The organism is Acinetobacter sp. PFS20 (genome assembly GCF_052261015.1).
Taxonomy (GTDB): domain Bacteria; phylum Pseudomonadota; class Gammaproteobacteria; order Pseudomonadales; family Moraxellaceae; genus Acinetobacter.
In genome coordinates, this window is record NZ_JBPVZE010000001.1 from 475,775 (window position 1) to 491,853 (window position 16,079).

Consider the following 16,079-nt stretch of genomic DNA (forward strand, 5'->3'; position numbering starts at 1 on the left):
CGGCACTCCCTTTGATTTATAAAATTAATCAAAAGAAACTTTTGGAGCCTGTTGTGCAGAAGCTTCTGCAGAGAAATTGGCTTTTGGATGCATACCAATTACTTTTGCGGTCACTGCTTGCGGGAACTGGCGTACATATCCGTTGTAATCTTGCACTGTTGTAATATAACGATTACGTGCAACTGCGATACGATTTTCTGTACCCTCAAGCTGAACTTGTAATTCTTGGAATTGAGTATTGGCTTTCAAATCTGGGTAGTTTTCAGACACAGCAATAAGTCGAGATAATGCCCCTGTTAATTGACTTTGAGCCTGTTGATATTTTTCAAGCAAAGCTGGATCTTCTAGAACTTCTTTATCAACTTTTAAACCTGCAACATTCGAGCGTGCCTGTGTTACTTCGGTTAATACTTGCTCTTCATGTTTAGCATAACCTTTTACCACATTGACAAGGTTTGGCACCAAATCTGAACGACGTTGGTATTGGTTTTGTACTTCAGACCACGCTGCTGTCACAGCCTCATCTTTTACTTGTAGAGTATTATAGCCACATCCCGAAAACAGTAAGGTGCTGGCAAGTGTTGTTGCGATCGCTAATTGTTTCAACGTTTTCATCGTCACATTATCCTCAAGTTTTTCTTTATATTTTTGACCTCTTTACCCGATTGTATGATGAATTTGGCATTATTGTGTTGCTTTTATTTTATTGATTTTTAAAAACCGGATTTTTAAATCCGGTTTTCTATTAATTTAATCTTTGATCTTTTTCTTGTTGAAAACTTGTCATTTGATATTCTTCTGCTAAAGAACTTTTCCAGTAATCGACCATCTTGTCGTAATCTTTTTGACTAGGATGAAAATCTTTTTTGTAATATGCAAAGTATTCAGGCATTAATTGGACAAGCATCTTTATCAGCAAATATGACCCAAATAAATTACCTCCGATTTTAGGTAAGCTATTCCACTTATCTTGCCAAAATAAACGCGTTGTCCCATAAAAAGCCAGACTCGCAAACCCAGTCGTGACGCTACGCATGAGTAAACGACGAATACGGTCATCTCCATATACATGTTGATAGACATCGAATGCGACTGAACGATGCTCAATTTCTTCAATCGCATGCCATACCCAAAGTTTTAGCGCATCTTGATCTAACGTTTTTAACAACTCTGGATGTTGTAAAACATATGCTCCAAGGAGAGCTGTAAAATGTTCAAAAGCACAGGTAAGAGCTAATTGCAGCTTAGGTGGAATCGTTCTTAAGTATTTATCGCGCTCATTTAACCAGTTTTGAAAACTATCCAGATTATAATCATCACGGCGCCAAGCTTCATTAAACTCGCCATGCGCTTTGGAATGCATAGCCTCTTGTCCAATAAAAGCTGCAATTTGCGCTTGTAATTGAGGGTCTGAAACTTTATCACGCACATTACGTACGCTATTTACAAAAAATTGCTCACCTACTGGAAACGTCGATGAAAGTGCAGTTAAAAAATGAGACATGAGGGGTGAATTTGCAAAATAGTGACGCTTGATCGCCTTTGGATTAAATTCAAGACGACGCACTGTAATACCCAACGCTTTTCGACGATTTAAATATGATTTTTCTGCCGTCATACCTGCGATGTTCATACTCAACACCTATTGTATTGAAGAAGGAAGTTTTGAGTATGTCGTGAGCTTAAAAAGCTAAAAAGGGCAAAAAAGCTTATTATATTTGCCAAAAACATCAAAGTGACTAATGGTAGTCAATAAAAAAGCCTACTTGATGTAGGCTTTTTTGAGTGTTTTAACAAATTAATTCATTAAACACCTAGGTAATCCAAAATGCCTTCAGCAGCTTGACGGCCTTCCCAGATCGCTGTCACAACTAGGTCTGAGCCACGCACCATATCACCACCAGCAAAGATTTTCGGGTTTGATGTCTGGAATTTGAATTCTTGTTTTTCAGCTGCAACAACACGGCCTGAACCATCAAGATTAATATTCGCGTTACCAAACCAATCCGCTGGGCTTGGGCGGAAACCGAATGCAAGTAAAACTGCATCAGCTGGTAATACTTCTTCAGAACCTGGAACTGGTTCAGGACTACGACGGCCACGACTATCTGGTTCACCCATTTGTGTCGTTACCACTTTTACGCCTGTCACTTTGCCATTTTCACCAATGATTTCGATCGGTTGACGATTGAATAGGAATTTTACACCCTCTTCATAGGCATTTTTTACTTCACGTGCAGAACCTGGCATGTTGCTTTCATCACGACGGTATGCACACGTTACATCATGAGCGCCTTGACGTAATGAAGTACGGTTACAGTCCATCGCTGTATCACCACCACCAAGTACAATCACCTTTTTACCATCTAAGCTGATGTACTCACTTGGATCTTTTTCCCAACCTTGACAGCGGTTCACATTAGAGATTAGGAAATCAAGAGCATCATAAACACCATTAAGATCTTCACCCGGGAAACCACCCTTCATGTAGGTATAAGTTCCCATACCCATGAACACCGCATCATATTCTGCAAGTAATTCATCAATGGTTACATCTGTACCAATTTCAGTATTCAAACGGAATTCGATGCCCATACCTGTGAAAATTTCACGGCGGCGTTTCATCACATCTTTTTCCATTTTAAATTCTGGAATACCAAATGTAAGTAAGCCACCAATTTCAGGACGCTTATCGAATACAACTGGTTTAACACCACCGCGAGCTAGAATATCTGCACAGCCTAAACCAGCAGGACCAGCCCCAATAATGGCAACTTTTTTGTCAGTCCATTTCACGCCTGACATATCTGGACGCCAGCCCAAAGCAAAGGCTGTATCGTTGATATATTTTTCAGCATTACCAATGGTTACTGCACCAAAACCATCGTTTAAGGTACAAGCACCTTCACACAAACGGTCTTGTGGACATACGCGACCACATACCTCAGGTAGTGTATTCGTTTGATGACAAAGCTCAGCAGCTTGGAAAATTTGGCCTTCAGCGATGAGTTTTAACCAGTTTGGAATGTAGTTATGTACAGGACATTTCCATTCGCAATATGGGTTACCACAACCTAAACAACGGTGAGTCTGATTAGTGACAGTTTCCGATGTAAAAGGCTTATAAATTTCCACAAATTCTGCTTTGCGGACAGTAATATCTTTTTTCTCTGGATCTTGGCGTGCTACATCCAGAAATTGAAAGTCATTATTTAGGCGTTCTGCCATGTCTCTCTCCGTGGGTAGGCGCGGTTTTCACTGTTGTCCGCACCTGCCTATGTCGTTGCAGTCGTGGAATTATTGTGGATCAGCTTGTGTTGTTTTCAAAAGCGTTTGTAAATTAGCAGCCTTTGGTTTCACAAGCCAGAATTTACGGCTGTAGAAATCGAACTCATTGCGGATCTTATAAGCCCAGGCACTACCTGTTTCTTTAATATGCTCATCGATAATACGCAACAAGAACTCTTTATGATCTTCCATAGATTCTGTTGAAATACGATTTAAATCAATCAATTCGTGGTTGTAGTAATCTACGAAGTCATTGTCAAGGTCAAGTACATAAGCAAAACCACCGGTCATGCCTGCGCCAAAGTTATGGCCTACTTTACCAAGTACAGTCACAACACCACCTGTCATATATTCACAGCAGTGATCGCCAGCACCTTCAATTACAGCAAACGCACCAGAGTTACGAACTGCAAAACGCTCACCCGCTGTACCCGCTGCAAAAAGCTTACCGCCAGTTGCGCCATACAAACAGGTATTACCAATAATTGCTGTGTTTTGAGTTTGGAAAGGTGAACCTTTTGGTGGGAAGATTGAGATACGACCACCTGCCATACCTTTACCCACATAGTCGTTTGCATCACCTTCAAGACGGATGTGTAAACCACCCGCGTTCCATACACCAAGTGACTGACCAGCTGTACCAGTTAAGTTCATCACAACTGGGTGTACTTCCATGCCTAAATTGCCATAGCGACGAGCAATTTCACCTGACACACGAGCACCGATCGAACGGTCACAGTTCACAACATTGAAGTTGAACTGACCACCTGCACTTGATTCAATTGCAGGAAGCATTTCAGCAACCATTTTCTCAGCTAACACACCTTTATCAAATGGTGCGTTCCCTTGTACTTCACAATACTGTGCTTTACCGTCAGCAGATGGATGAGAAGTTAACAATGCACTTAAATCAAGATGAGCATGTTTTTCAGTTTCACCCGGCAATACTTCGAGTAAATCAACACGACCGATCAAGTCTTTCAATGAAGACACACCTAATGCTGCCAACCATTCACGTGTTTCTTCCGCAATGAAATGGAAGAAATTGATGAGCATTTCTGGCTCGCCAATATAGTGCTCTTGACGTAAGTGATCTTGTTGAGTTGCAACACCAGTCGCACAGTTATTCAAGTGGCAAATACGTAGATATTTACAACCTAACGCAATCATTGGTGTTGAACCAAAACCAAAGCTCTCAGCACCCAAAATTGCTGCCTTGATCACATCAAGACCGGTTTTTAAGCCACCGTCAGTTTGTACACGTACTTTGCCACGTAAGTCGTTTACACGCAGTGCTTGATGCGCTTCACTTAAACCTAACTCCCATGGAGAACCCGCATGATGAATTGATGAAAGTGGAGATGCAGCAGTACCACCGTCATAACCAGAAATGGTAATGAAGTCTGCATATGCCTTAGCAACACCTGCGGCAATTGTACCCACACCCGGTTCAGATACCAGTTTTACTGACACCATTGCTTTCGGGTTAACTTGTTTCAAGTCAAAAATTAACTGAGACAAATCTTCAATTGAGTAAATATCGTGATGTGGTGGAGGTGAAATCAGCGTTACACCCGGTACAGAGTAACGTAAACGTGCAATTAAGCCATTTACTTTACCGCCCGGTAACTGACCGCCTTCACCTGGTTTTGCACCTTGAGCAACTTTAATTTGCAATACTTCAGCAGAAGTTAGGTACGCAGGTGTTACACCAAAACGACCAGATGCGATCTGTTTGATTTTCGAGTTACGAATTGTGCCGTAGCGAACAGGATCTTCACCACCCTCACCAGAGTTTGAACGACCACCAATTGTATTCATCGCGATTGCAATTGCTTCATGTGCTTCTGGAGAAAGAGCACCTAAAGACATACCTGCCGAGTCAAAACGAGGCAAGATCTCTTCAACTGATTCAACTTGCTCAACTGGAATCGAATTCGTTGTTTTTAACTTGAATAAGTCACGAATAGTCGCTACTGGACGGTTATTTACCAACTCAGCATATTCTTTAAAGTGTTCGTATTTACCAGAGCGAACCGCTTTGTGTAATGAGTTAATCACATCTGGGTTAAACGCGTGATACTCTTTATCAAACACAAATTTAAGCAGACCACCTTGATCAATTGGTTTACGATTTGACCATGCTGTAGCAGCTAATTTTTTCTGGTCTTTTTCAAGATCAACAAATGTTGCACCCTGAATACGACTTGGAACACCCAAGAAGCACTGATCTACAACTTCAGATGATAAACCCACTGCTTCAAAAAGCTGACCACCACGATACGAAGCAACTGTAGAGATACCCATTTTTGAAAGAACTTTTAATAAGCCTTTCTCAATACCTTTACGGAAGTTCGCCTGAGCATGGATTGGATCACCTAAAAGCTCACCTTTCGCAATCAAATCATTAATTACGTCATATGCAAGGTATGGATAAACTGCTGTAGCACCAAAACCAAGTAATACCGCAAATTGGTGTGGATCACGTGCAAAACCAGTTTCAACCAAAATGTTTGCATCAGTACGCAAACCCGTCTTAATGAGGTAATGGTGTACCGCACCTGTTGCAAGTGCTGCATTTGCAGGTAAAAAACCTTGACGAATATTTTTGTCAGTTAAAATAATTAAGGTTTTACCATCACGAACAGCTTGTGCTGCTTCTTCACAAATGCGTGTAATCGCAGCTTGCAAACCTTCTTCTTCAGCATAGTTTAAATTGATGTCAACAGACTCATAGCCTGCACGATCAATAGTACGAATTTGCTGTATTTTTGAGTTAGACAGAACAGGACTCGAAATAATGAGTCGATCTGCGTGCTCTGGCCCCTGCTCAAATACATTCTGCTCACGGCCTAAACAGGTTTCGAGCGACATTACAATCGATTCACGTAACGGGTCAATTGGCGGGTTTGTTACTTGCGCAAATTGTTGACGGAAATAATCAGTCACATGGCGTACTTGACGAGACAATACAGCCATTGGCGTATCATCACCCATTGAACCTACAGCTTCCTGACCACTTTCAGCAATCGGACGCAACAACTGGTCGCGCTCTTCAAATGTCACCATAAACATTTTTTGAGCTGCTTTTAAAGCATCACCAGTTAAGCCTTGATCAACTAATTGTTCTTCAAGTTCAGGATTAGCATTTAAGCGAATTGCATGATCACGCAACCATTCACGGTACGGACGCATGTTTTTAAGATGTGTATTTACATCTTTTGTATCAAGTACTTTGCCAGTTAAAGTATCAACTACTAAAATTTGGCCAGGGCCTACGCGACCTTTAGAAATAACATCTTCAGGTTCATAACCCCAAACACCAATTTCAGATGCCAAGGTGATGTAATCATTTTTGGTAATGACCCAACGTGCAGGACGTAAACCATTACGGTCAAGCATACAGATGGCATGACGACCATCTTGAATTACTAAACCTGCTGGACCATCCCAAGCTTCCATATGCTTAGAGTTGAACTCATAGAATGCACGTAAGTCTGCATCCAAAGTTTCAACGTTTTGCCAAGCTGGTGGTACGAGCATACGTAACGCACGGAATAAATCCATACCACCACCCACCAAGATCTCAAGCATGTTATCTAAGCTTGAAGAGTCTGAACCAGTACGGTTCACAATCGGATTAAGCTCAGTTAAGCCCGGTAACAATGGATTTTCAAATTTAGGCGTACGCGCTAATGCCCAGTTACGGTTTGCTGTAATAGTATTGATTTCACCATTATGCGCAAGGTAACGGAATGGCTGCGCCAAAGGCCAACGCGGTAAAGTGTTGGTCGAGAAACGTTGGTGGAATACCACGATATGTGATTTTAAACGCTCATCTGCTAAGTCTGTATAGAACTCAGCAATCGCAGCCGGCATCATCAAGCCTTTATAGCTAATTACTGTCGAACAAAGCGTAGTCACATAGAATGATGGATCATTTTGTAATTGTTGTTCTGCACGACGACGTGCCAAGAATAGTTTACGGTTAAACTCAACTTCAGTTACACCCATTGGACAGTTCACAATGACCTGTTCAAAAGCAGGTAAAGATTGAAGTGCAATTTCACCTAGTGCATCGTTATTTGTAGGGACAACACGCCAAGCCAATACGCGTAAGCCATCAGCCTCAATTTCTTTAGTTAAAATATTTTTAGAGTGCTGTGCTAATGCCGGATCGACATTTAAAAATACCGTTCCTACAGCAAAAACTTCGCTAAGTGTAATATCGCTTAGTTTTTTTGCTTCATCACGGAAAAATTGCTTTGGCATCGCCAATAATAAGCCGCAACCATCTCCCGTCTTGCCATCTGCGGCAATACCACCACGGTGCGTCATGCAACTTAAACTGTGAATCGCGGTTTCTACAAGATGATGACTTGATTCACCCTTCATATGGGCAATCAGTCCAAAACCACAGTTATCCTTAAACTCATCAGGTTGATATAAACCTTGAGCGGGAGCTACAGTATTAGGCGATGGCATGTGCATAGCGTACCCTTCTTTCAATAAGGCTCTTTCGAGCGTCAAACAAACAACTTATTTCTGCGATATTGCCTACGGACGATAGTTAGCTCAATGTTTCGCAAAAAAAAATTTTGGGCTGATAAGCCAATATACGCTGTTCCATTTTTACGTACACTGGTTTTTGCTAGAAAAATGTTTTGACTTATTTCGCACTCTTTTAAAGCAGCTCGACCCCACGACTCTGCATAGACTTCACTCTTTAGAGCGCCAAAATAGTTAGCAGTACATTAATAAGCACAAGAATAAAGCAAAAACTATGCCAATATAATTTTCTTAGCTTAAGTGTTTATATTTCTTAAAAATAGATCAGTTTTATTCAGGCTATCATTTTAATAAATGACCAAATATGCACCACACTTGATCAAAAATTATATATATCTTTTGTTATTGCACTATATTTGTGCACATTATTCTTATCCTTAGTTCCCTCTTGTGCCCTCATTTGTTGCATTTTTAGAAGGGGCTTCAATTTCACGATTTTGTTGAACCTTTTTAGAGGCATCTGTAGAATTGGACTGGTGTACATCCACAACATTACCCTCAGCATCCCGACGAATAATAGTTGTCCGAGTTGTAGAATTCGTTGTTGGAGCAGTCACTTTCGGCTGCGTACTTATCGCACCGTTTACACCTGCACCCATGAGCAAAGACTCATCAATTTTAGGCAATGCGGCTGGACGTAATCGCACTTCATAAGTTTGACTCATCCCACCTTTCATTTCGTCCGCCCCTAAATCATTTACTAATGATGCATAGGTTGAAAATTGTTGTGGTTGAGGTTTGATTGACTCAGGCAAATCAAGATTCAGTTGAGTTAATTCTTGAATCGCATCTTCAGAACGTTTAAATACACCATAGCTCAATACATATTGTTCAGATTGCTTATCTCCGCTTAAACGGAAATAGATAAATTTATTACGATCAGTACGATTTTTTAAAAAGTTTTTAATAATATCTTCGTCAGATGCACGAAATAGCTCAAGCGTCCACTGTTTCTTGTTTTCGTTAATAAATTTTGTACCGCGGAACTCTGCCTCATGCTGACCTGAAGCAACCGTACGAGTCGTTAAATCAAGAGGCCTAACTTCATCAGCTAAAGCCCCTAAATTAGCAGTTGTTGCTACTTTTTCTGGTTGAATTTGCACTGGCGTATCTGAATCAGTCGATTTTTCAACTTCAACCAGCTTCTTACTATCGGTCATGACCCAGAAAAGAAAAGCGAGAAACAAGCAGACGATACCACCCACCAACCAGATATATTGTTGAACATTCTGCCAAAGTGTACGTGATACAGTCATGTGTTACCTTAATTTATTATCCGTGTTGATTTGCCAAAATAGCTTGTTTCATGAGTTCAACATCAAAGTCTTTAGTAATTACTGCTCGTCCAAGTTGCTTTAACAACACTAAGCGTAATTGACCATTGAGGACTTTTTTATCATGAGCCATATATCCAAGGAATTCATCCAATGGAATTTTCGGACATGATATCGGCAAATTAGCGCGTTGAATAATTTTTTTTGTACGCTCTACATCATCGCTTGAAATCCAACCTAAACGTTGTGATAAATCCGCTGCCATGACCATGCCTGTAGCTACTGCTTCACCGTGCAACCAATTTCCATAACCTAAGTAAGATTCAATCGCATGACCAAAAGTATGACCTAAGTTGAGTAAGGCTCTTTCGCCTTGCTCTTTTTCATCGTTTGCAACAATACGGGCTTTATGAGCACATGAACGGTAAACAGCTTCTGCTAAAAGGTCAGCATCTCGTCCAATTAACCCATCCATATTTTGCTCTAACCAAACAAGAAAGTCAGCATCACCTAACAAGGCATATTTAATGACTTCTGATAATCCAGCAGACAACTCTCGATCCGGCAAAGTATTGAGTTGAGCCATATCAGCCAAAACAACTTGAGGTTGCTGAAATGCACCAAGCATGTTTTTACCCAGTGGGTGATTAATACCAGTTTTACCGCCTACACTTGAATCTACTTGTGAAAGAAGCGTAGTTGGAACCTGAACAAAATAAACACCACGCTGAAAACATGCTGATGCAAAGCCAGCCATATCACCAATAACACCGCCACCTAAAGCTAAAACCGTACAATCTCGGTTAAAACCAGCTTCAAGGAGTGCATCAAAAATTAAATTTAAATGTTGAATATCTTTATATTTTTCACCATCGGGCAAAATACATGTAGCTACAGTTTTACCCAAACTTTTTAATGCGTCTTGATAGTGAGATAAATATAAAGGTGCGACCGTTTCGTTACTCACAATCATGACCTGTTGACCATGAATATAAGGTTCAAGCAACTGTTTAGGATCAAGTTGACTGCCAATAAAAATAGGATAACGGCGTTCGCCTAATTCAACATGTAAAGTTTGCATGAGTTTATTAAACCACGAGTAAGTTTGGCTATTTTAGCGTGTTAGACAAAATAAGTTGCAGAATCTTTTGAGCAAGATCGCGTGCAGCACCCTGATTGGTTTCAATCGTGTAATGAGCAACTTCACGATATAAAGGATCACGTATTTTTAACAAATCTCGCAATTTTTGTTCAGGGTTTTCAACTTGTAATAGAGGTCTGTTTTTATCGCGATAAGTTCGTTGTAATTGTAGTTCCACAGGAGTGTAAAGATAAACAACTATACCACGCTGCTTTAGAAACTCACGATTGGGTGCTTGAGTAATCGCACCACCGCCTGTTGCCAAAACCAAAGCCTTACGGGAAGTTAACTCATTCAACACTATGGTTTCACGAGCACGAAATCCGAATTCCCCTTCTTTTTCAAAAATCCAAGGAATAGTAGCCCCTGTTTTGCGTTCAATTTCATGATCACTATCTAAAAATTCACGCCCTAATATTTCGGCTAAATGACGTCCAACGGTTGTTTTTCCTGCCCCCATGGGCCCCACCAAATAAATATTTGGCAGGGTTTCAAACGCTTTGCTTGGCAAGGCGCCACCTATTTCAATTGCTTTCATTAAAAAATATATTAATGATTTCTCACCAAAGTGTCATTAACAATTCGTGGAGTAACGAAAATCAGTAACTCTTGTTTATCATCAGATTTCACATCTTTTCTAAATAAATGCCCAAGTACTGGAATATCACCAAAGAAAGGAACCTTAGTTTGTGAGTTAATTGTAGTCTGCTCAAACACCCCCCCTAAAATGACTGTTTCACCGTCATTAACCAGCACATTGGTGTTAATCTGATTTTTATTTAAAATTAACTCTCCATTAGGAGCAGCACCAGCAACGGAATCTTTCGAAATATCTAATTTCATTTGGATCTTACCGTCAGGCGTAATACTTGGTGTTACGTTTAGGCTTAGCAGCGCATCTTTAAATGATGTACTTGCTGTAGCACCCGCAGCGGAATTAGTCGTGGTCTGATAAGGGACCTGCTGACCTGTCGCAACTTTCGCTGGTTGTTTATCTGCTGTCATCACTTTAGGTGTAGAAATAACCTCACCATAGCCATCGGCTTGTAATGCGGAAAGTTCAAGATCAAGCATAAAATCAGACATACTAATTAAACCAAAGGCAATACTTCCAGCCGGATTGGTTACCCCTAAATCGACATTTAAGTTATCTGGACGTTCAATCGTGTATTTATATCCTCCCGTAGTCTCATCTTTTTTGGGTTCTCGTAAATTCCATAAAGTTGTTTCACTACCACCAACCAGCAAGTTATTATTATTGGTAATTCCTTGAGATAAGATCCCCCACTTAACGCCAAGCTCTTTGGTAAAAGAAGTAGATGCTCTAACAATACGTGCCTCAACCATGACTTGCTTAACTTGCACATCTAGTAAATCAATCATTTTACGAATTTGATCAATCGACTGAGCTGTATCGTTAATAATCAAGGTATTGGTGCGATCATCTTGAGTAATTGTTCCACGTGGACTCAATAAACTTCCTACGTTATTCCCTAAACTATCAACACCCGTATTTAAGTTAGTAGAAGTTGAAGTACCTCCACCCGAAGTATGCTGCAAACCATTGCCATTATTTGAACCTTGAGTAATTAAACCCATAATATCACCAGCTTTAGCATATTTAAGTTGAATATACTCAGTTTGTAAGGGAGCCAGTTTGACACTCTGTGCGACAGCTTTTGCTTCTTCTTCTTCAGCCTTAATCAATTCCGCAACAGGCGCAATCCAAATAACGTTACCATTTCTACGTTTATCCAGATTTTTAGTCTTTAGAATAATATCAAGTGCCTGATCCCACGGAACATCTTTCAAGCGCAAAGTAATATTACCCTGAACACTATCAGCGGCTACCATATTAATGCCAGTAAAATCGGCAAGTAATTGTAAAACGCGACGGACTTCAATATCTTGGAAATCAAGAGAAAGCTTATTACCAGAGTAATTAGGTGTCTTATATAAAGAAGTTACGTTTTTATCCTGAGGACGCTTTAAGCTAATGGTGAGTTTATTTTCCGCTTGATAAGCCATATATTCATAGCTACCAGTAGATTGAATCGTAATAACGCCATTGCCTTTTTCGTTATAAGATTCAATGGTAGAAACAGGAGTTGCAAAATCATTCACATTTAAACGTTTAGCTAAATGTGTGGGAATTTTAGAGCCCAGAGTTCTCACTACGACTTTGCTACCTTGTTGCTGAACATCAACAGGGGTATTACTTCCCAGCAAGTCAATAACAATAAGACCTTCACCTTGACTACCGCGCTGGAAACCAATATTTGAAACACCTTGGGGTTGCACGACACTTGTTGGTACGGGTTTGGTTACAGCTTGAGCTGAATTAATCTTTAGAATAAAAGTATTGCCTTCAATACGCGTTGTAAACGCACCTGCCTCTTTTAAATTTACAGTTAAACGTGAGCGCTGATCATCAGAACTTACATCAACTGAGCTTGCTTCATTTGTACCAATTGCCACTTTTGACTGTGTTAAAGTCTGCTGAGCTTTATTAAAATCTAAAATCAAACGTGAAGGATTTTCAAGTTGATATGCCTGTGGTTGTGGTGGCAAACCATTAAACATAACTCGAATTTCTGTACCCTGACCTGCAATTTGCGTTGGTACAATATTGGTCATGCTGACCTGTGCAGAGGCAACCTGCATAAGTGCAATGGCTACAGCCCCCATAGAAAACTGACGGAATACGTGATTCATTGTCTGACCATCCCCAATTAAATAATCTTTAAAAATACTTTTTCTTTGTTATTCCCTAAATTTTAGGGTGCGGGTCCAATTAACACTAAGGTTCTTGGTCTCTCCACATAGCCTTCGCGCCCATCAGGGACAATCTCCACCAGATCAATCTGGGTTGGACCAATATGGGTAATACGCCCTTGGTTCATCCCGATATAGTTCCCCACCTGTACCCGTTCAATTTGCTGATCGGGTGATTGGATAAGAGCCAATACTTGCCCACGGTTATTACGCATGCTTCCTTTCATGTTTAAGGATTCTAATGCATAACTTTCTAGAGGCTGAGGTGCACGTGAGAAATTTGGATATACCCGTTTTCCTGCCATAATTTTGAGCTCAGCAGCAAGTGAGCTTGGTAAAAATGGACTCTTTAGCTGATGAGCCGCATAGTTAAATTGTGGCACAGGCGTGAAAACAGGTGCTGGATCTATCGGCTGTGGTGGCTGATTACGTATATTTGCCATTTGCTGATTTACAGCATCAATTCTCGAGTCACATCCAACTAAAACTAAACATGCCAAAATAGAAAAAGAAATTTGCTTAAGTTTCATTGTAATGCTCCTATTTCGACTGTTTATTAGCAGTAGAGGAAACAGGTGCTACAGAAGCCGAAGCGTTGTTTTCCGGATGTTCAGCATTTTCTACGGCGCCCATATAGCGATAAGTTTTTGCTTTAATAGAATAATTAAGTACAGGAATATCTGACTTACTATCTTTAACAGGTGCAGCTTCTACAACAAAGTCATGCATCGTTACAATACGTGGTAATGCCGCAATACTACTCACAAAAGCACCAAAAGCGTGATAATCGCCAGTTGCTTCCATCGCAATGGGCTGTTCAATAAAGATTTCCTGCTTCACTTCATCTTCTAAACGAATATTTTTAAACTTCAGACCAGAGCTCACACCGGTTAAGTTAATATCCTCAACCAAGCTTGGAATCTCGGTTTCTTTTGGGAGTTGTTCTAACTGCTGATTAAAGTTTGCTTGCATCTCTTGAAGTTGAAGTTGATATTGCTGCAAGTTACGTAATTTTGAATCCTTTTCGCGAAACTCATTCAACAAATTACTTTCTTGCGCCTGTGCATTATCAATTGCTTGTAACTTTGGCTGAATAACAACAAAGTATCCTAAAGCCAATACAGCAAAGAAAATAAAAACCCAGCACGTAATTTTCACAGATAATGGCCAGCTACCATAACTGTTCATATCTAGTGTGTTAAATTGCTGAAGAAATTTTTCTAAAGTAATCTGTTTTTTCTTAGATGGAGCTTGTTCTAACGACAACTCATGAAGTTCATCTGGACTCATTTAACCGCCCCCTTATCCGCACTTACAGACGTATTGGCGGTTTCATCTGTTGTAGTCACCCCCATTTCTCCTAAATCAACAGTCACAACAAAACTGCCATAACTATCTTCTACTCTAGGAAGCAGCGAACTTGCCGTCTTATCTTTTTTCTCTTCGGTCGCCAAGAAAGAGTTCATAAAAGCATTGCGATACCATGGTGATGCCTCGAGATTACGTAATAACTCCGCGACCGTATTTGGACTTTCTGCTTTACCTTCAATGGTAAATTTATCTCCAGTTCTGCTAAATTTAGTCAAATACATCGCTGCCGGAGTCACCCGCACCAATTCATCCACCAAACGCACAACAACAGGACGTTGACTTTGTAACCCCTGAATAAGTTTCATACGTTCGATAATGGCATCGCGCTGTTCTTGTAAGCCATTTAAGGTTTTAAGCTGTTGATCTAGACTCTGGTTTGTACTGGTGATGAGTTGATTAGCTTGTTCTTGATCATCTAATTTTTGATTTAAATAAAACCACCCAGAAGATACAGTGGTAATCCCCAGCACAACGACCCCAAAACAGAAAATAATAAATTGTTTTTTGCGCTGTTCCCTAAGCCCATCACGCCAAGGGAGTAAATTAATTGTTGCCATTAATCAAAACTCCTTAAAGCCAAACCACATGCCACCATTAACGATGAGGCATCATTTTCAAGTTTTTGAACGTTGACTTGAGGAGAAAAACCCATTTGTAAAAATGGATTGGCAATGGTCACACGGTAACCAAGTTTTTGCTGCAACAATTTGGCAAGCCCAGGAATATTGGCATTACCACCTGCTAATAAAATATGATCTATTTCATTAAATTGTGACGAAGAAAAGAAGAATTGTAGAGATCTGGCTGCTTGCTGCACGACCGCATCTAAAAATGGCTCTAAAACTTCGATGTCATAGTCATCTGGTAAAGAGCGTTCTTTTTTAGCTCGTCCCGCTTCTTCTAATGACAAACCATAACGGCTTTGAATTTCCAGAGTAAGCTGCTTGCCGCCGAAGACTTGTTCACGGGTATAAATGATTTTGCCACTTTGCATAACCGATAATGTAGTCATGGTATGGCCGATATCTAAAATACCAATGGTATTTGCACCCATGGGCAAACTATCAGCAAATACACTAAAAGCACGCTCGACAGCATAACTTTCAACATCAGCAAGCTTAGGCGTTAGATCTACCAGTTCCAGCACTTCTACTCGTGTTTCAACATTTTCTGTTCTTGTTGCAACTAGAAGTACATTTACACGGTTTGGATTAGGCAGTCGATCTGGTAAAACCTCAAAATCAAGACTCACTTCATCCAAAGGGAACGGTATATACTGCTCCGCATCTAAACGAATCTGAACTTCTCGTTCATCATCATTCATATCTGCATCCATTTCGATGGTTTTATGAATAACCGTCGATGTTGGAACAGCAATTGCAGCGTTACTGGTTTGGGGATTTGCTAAATTCATCGCCCGTTCCAAAGCTTCTGCTACTGCCTCTGGATTCAAGATATTTTTTTCAACTACACTGTTCTCGGGTAAAGGCATCAAAGCATAGCTTTCTACCCAATATTTACCGTTCTTAACAGAGAGCTCTAACAACTTAACAGAAGTCGAACTAATATCGACACCCATTAACCCCTTATTCGGTTTACGATATAACCTGAGCACACTATTGTCCTATTATTTTTTTATCCCCAAAAAAAATTACAAACCA

12 protein-coding genes are annotated in these 16,079 nt (G+C 40.3%); all 12 read right to left on the reverse strand.

The features are described 5' to 3' along the window. Nucleotides 1-24 precede the first annotated feature (24 nt). The 12 genes from ACS125_RS02335 to ACS125_RS02390 all read right to left on the reverse strand — a co-directional run bounded on the left by ACS125_RS02335 (nt 25) and on the right by ACS125_RS02390 (nt 16,033). Complete coding sequence (locus ACS125_RS02335) at nt 25-615, reverse strand: LemA family protein (protein ID WP_003653797.1); 591 nt, start codon at nt 613-615, stop codon at nt 25-27. Between the two features lie 130 nt (nt 616-745). After that, the gene (locus ACS125_RS02340; protein ID WP_174727853.1) at nt 746-1,633 is read right to left on the reverse strand and encodes a metal-dependent hydrolase; all 888 of its coding nucleotides are present in this window, start codon (nt 1,631-1,633) and stop codon (nt 746-748) included. Between the two features lie 173 nt (nt 1,634-1,806). Beyond that, a complete protein-coding gene (locus tag ACS125_RS02345; protein ID WP_151963858.1) occupies nt 1,807-3,228 on the reverse strand; it encodes an FAD-dependent oxidoreductase in 1,422 nt (473 codons plus the stop codon). A 69-nt stretch (nt 3,229-3,297) separates the two neighbouring features. Next, nucleotides 3,298-7,773, reverse strand: a complete 4,476-nt coding sequence (gltB, locus tag ACS125_RS02350) for a glutamate synthase large subunit (RefSeq protein WP_174727850.1) — start codon at nt 7,771-7,773, stop codon at nt 3,298-3,300. Nucleotides 7,774-8,234: 461 nt separating this feature from the next. Then, the gene (locus ACS125_RS02355; protein ID WP_443270329.1) at nt 8,235-9,113 is read right to left on the reverse strand and encodes a hypothetical protein; all 879 of its coding nucleotides are present in this window, start codon (nt 9,111-9,113) and stop codon (nt 8,235-8,237) included. Nucleotides 9,114-9,129: 16 nt separating this feature from the next. After that, nucleotides 9,130-10,212: a 3-dehydroquinate synthase gene (gene aroB, locus ACS125_RS02360; protein WP_353155720.1), complete on the reverse strand. Its 1,083-nt coding sequence runs from the start codon at nt 10,210-10,212 to the stop codon at nt 9,130-9,132. A 28-nt stretch (nt 10,213-10,240) separates the two neighbouring features. Then, on the reverse strand, nt 10,241-10,810 hold the full coding sequence (aroK, locus tag ACS125_RS02365) for a shikimate kinase AroK (protein WP_004789808.1): 570 nt from the start codon (nt 10,808-10,810) through the stop codon (nt 10,241-10,243). 11 nt (nt 10,811-10,821) lie between these two features. Next, on the reverse strand, nt 10,822-12,987 hold the full coding sequence (gene pilQ / locus ACS125_RS02370) for a type IV pilus secretin PilQ (protein WP_443270332.1): 2,166 nt from the start codon (nt 12,985-12,987) through the stop codon (nt 10,822-10,824). A gap of 62 nt (nt 12,988-13,049) precedes the next feature. Then, nucleotides 13,050-13,577, reverse strand: coding sequence for a pilus assembly protein PilP (locus ACS125_RS02375; protein ID WP_004789813.1), 528 nt, complete (start codon nt 13,575-13,577; stop codon nt 13,050-13,052). Nucleotides 13,578-13,587: 10 nt separating this feature from the next. Beyond that, entirely contained in the window at nt 13,588-14,337 is a 750-nt protein-coding gene (locus ACS125_RS02380; RefSeq protein WP_004789816.1) for a type 4a pilus biogenesis protein PilO, read from the reverse strand. Then, nucleotides 14,334-14,975: a PilN domain-containing protein gene (locus tag ACS125_RS02385; protein WP_312823078.1), complete on the reverse strand. Its 642-nt coding sequence runs from the start codon at nt 14,973-14,975 to the stop codon at nt 14,334-14,336. Before ACS125_RS02385 ends, ACS125_RS02380 begins: the two co-directional genes overlap by 4 nt. Then, nucleotides 14,975-16,033, reverse strand: a complete 1,059-nt coding sequence (locus tag ACS125_RS02390; protein ID WP_443270336.1) for a pilus assembly protein PilM — start codon at nt 16,031-16,033, stop codon at nt 14,975-14,977. The genes ACS125_RS02385 and ACS125_RS02390 overlap by 1 nt, the downstream gene beginning before the upstream one ends. Between the last annotated feature and the right edge of the window lie 46 nt (nt 16,034-16,079).

Coding starts and splice junctions, on each gene's coding strand:
- ACS125_RS02375 (WP_004789813.1), bottom strand. CDS start 13,577: ATGAAACTTAAGCAAATTTCTTTTTCTATTTTGGCATGTTTAGTTTTA.
- ACS125_RS02355 (WP_443270329.1), bottom strand. CDS start 9,113: ATGACTGTATCACGTACACTTTGGCAGAATGTTCAACAATATATCTGG.
- ACS125_RS02345 (WP_151963858.1), bottom strand. CDS start 3,228: ATGGCAGAACGCCTAAATAATGACTTTCAATTTCTGGATGTAGCACGC.
- aroB (WP_353155720.1), bottom strand. CDS start 10,212: ATGCAAACTTTACATGTTGAATTAGGCGAACGCCGTTATCCTATTTTT.
- gltB (WP_174727850.1), bottom strand. CDS start 7,773: ATGCCATCGCCTAATACTGTAGCTCCCGCTCAAGGTTTATATCAACCT.
- ACS125_RS02380 (WP_004789816.1), bottom strand. CDS start 14,337: ATGAGTCCAGATGAACTTCATGAGTTGTCGTTAGAACAAGCTCCATCT.
- ACS125_RS02340 (WP_174727853.1), bottom strand. CDS start 1,633: ATGAACATCGCAGGTATGACGGCAGAAAAATCATATTTAAATCGTCGA.
- pilQ (WP_443270332.1), bottom strand. CDS start 12,987: ATGAATCACGTATTCCGTCAGTTTTCTATGGGGGCTGTAGCCATTGCA.
- ACS125_RS02335 (WP_003653797.1), bottom strand. CDS start 615: ATGAAAACGTTGAAACAATTAGCGATCGCAACAACACTTGCCAGCACC.
- ACS125_RS02385 (WP_312823078.1), bottom strand. CDS start 14,975: ATGGCAACAATTAATTTACTCCCTTGGCGTGATGGGCTTAGGGAACAG.
- aroK (WP_004789808.1), bottom strand. CDS start 10,810: ATGAAAGCAATTGAAATAGGTGGCGCCTTGCCAAGCAAAGCGTTTGAA.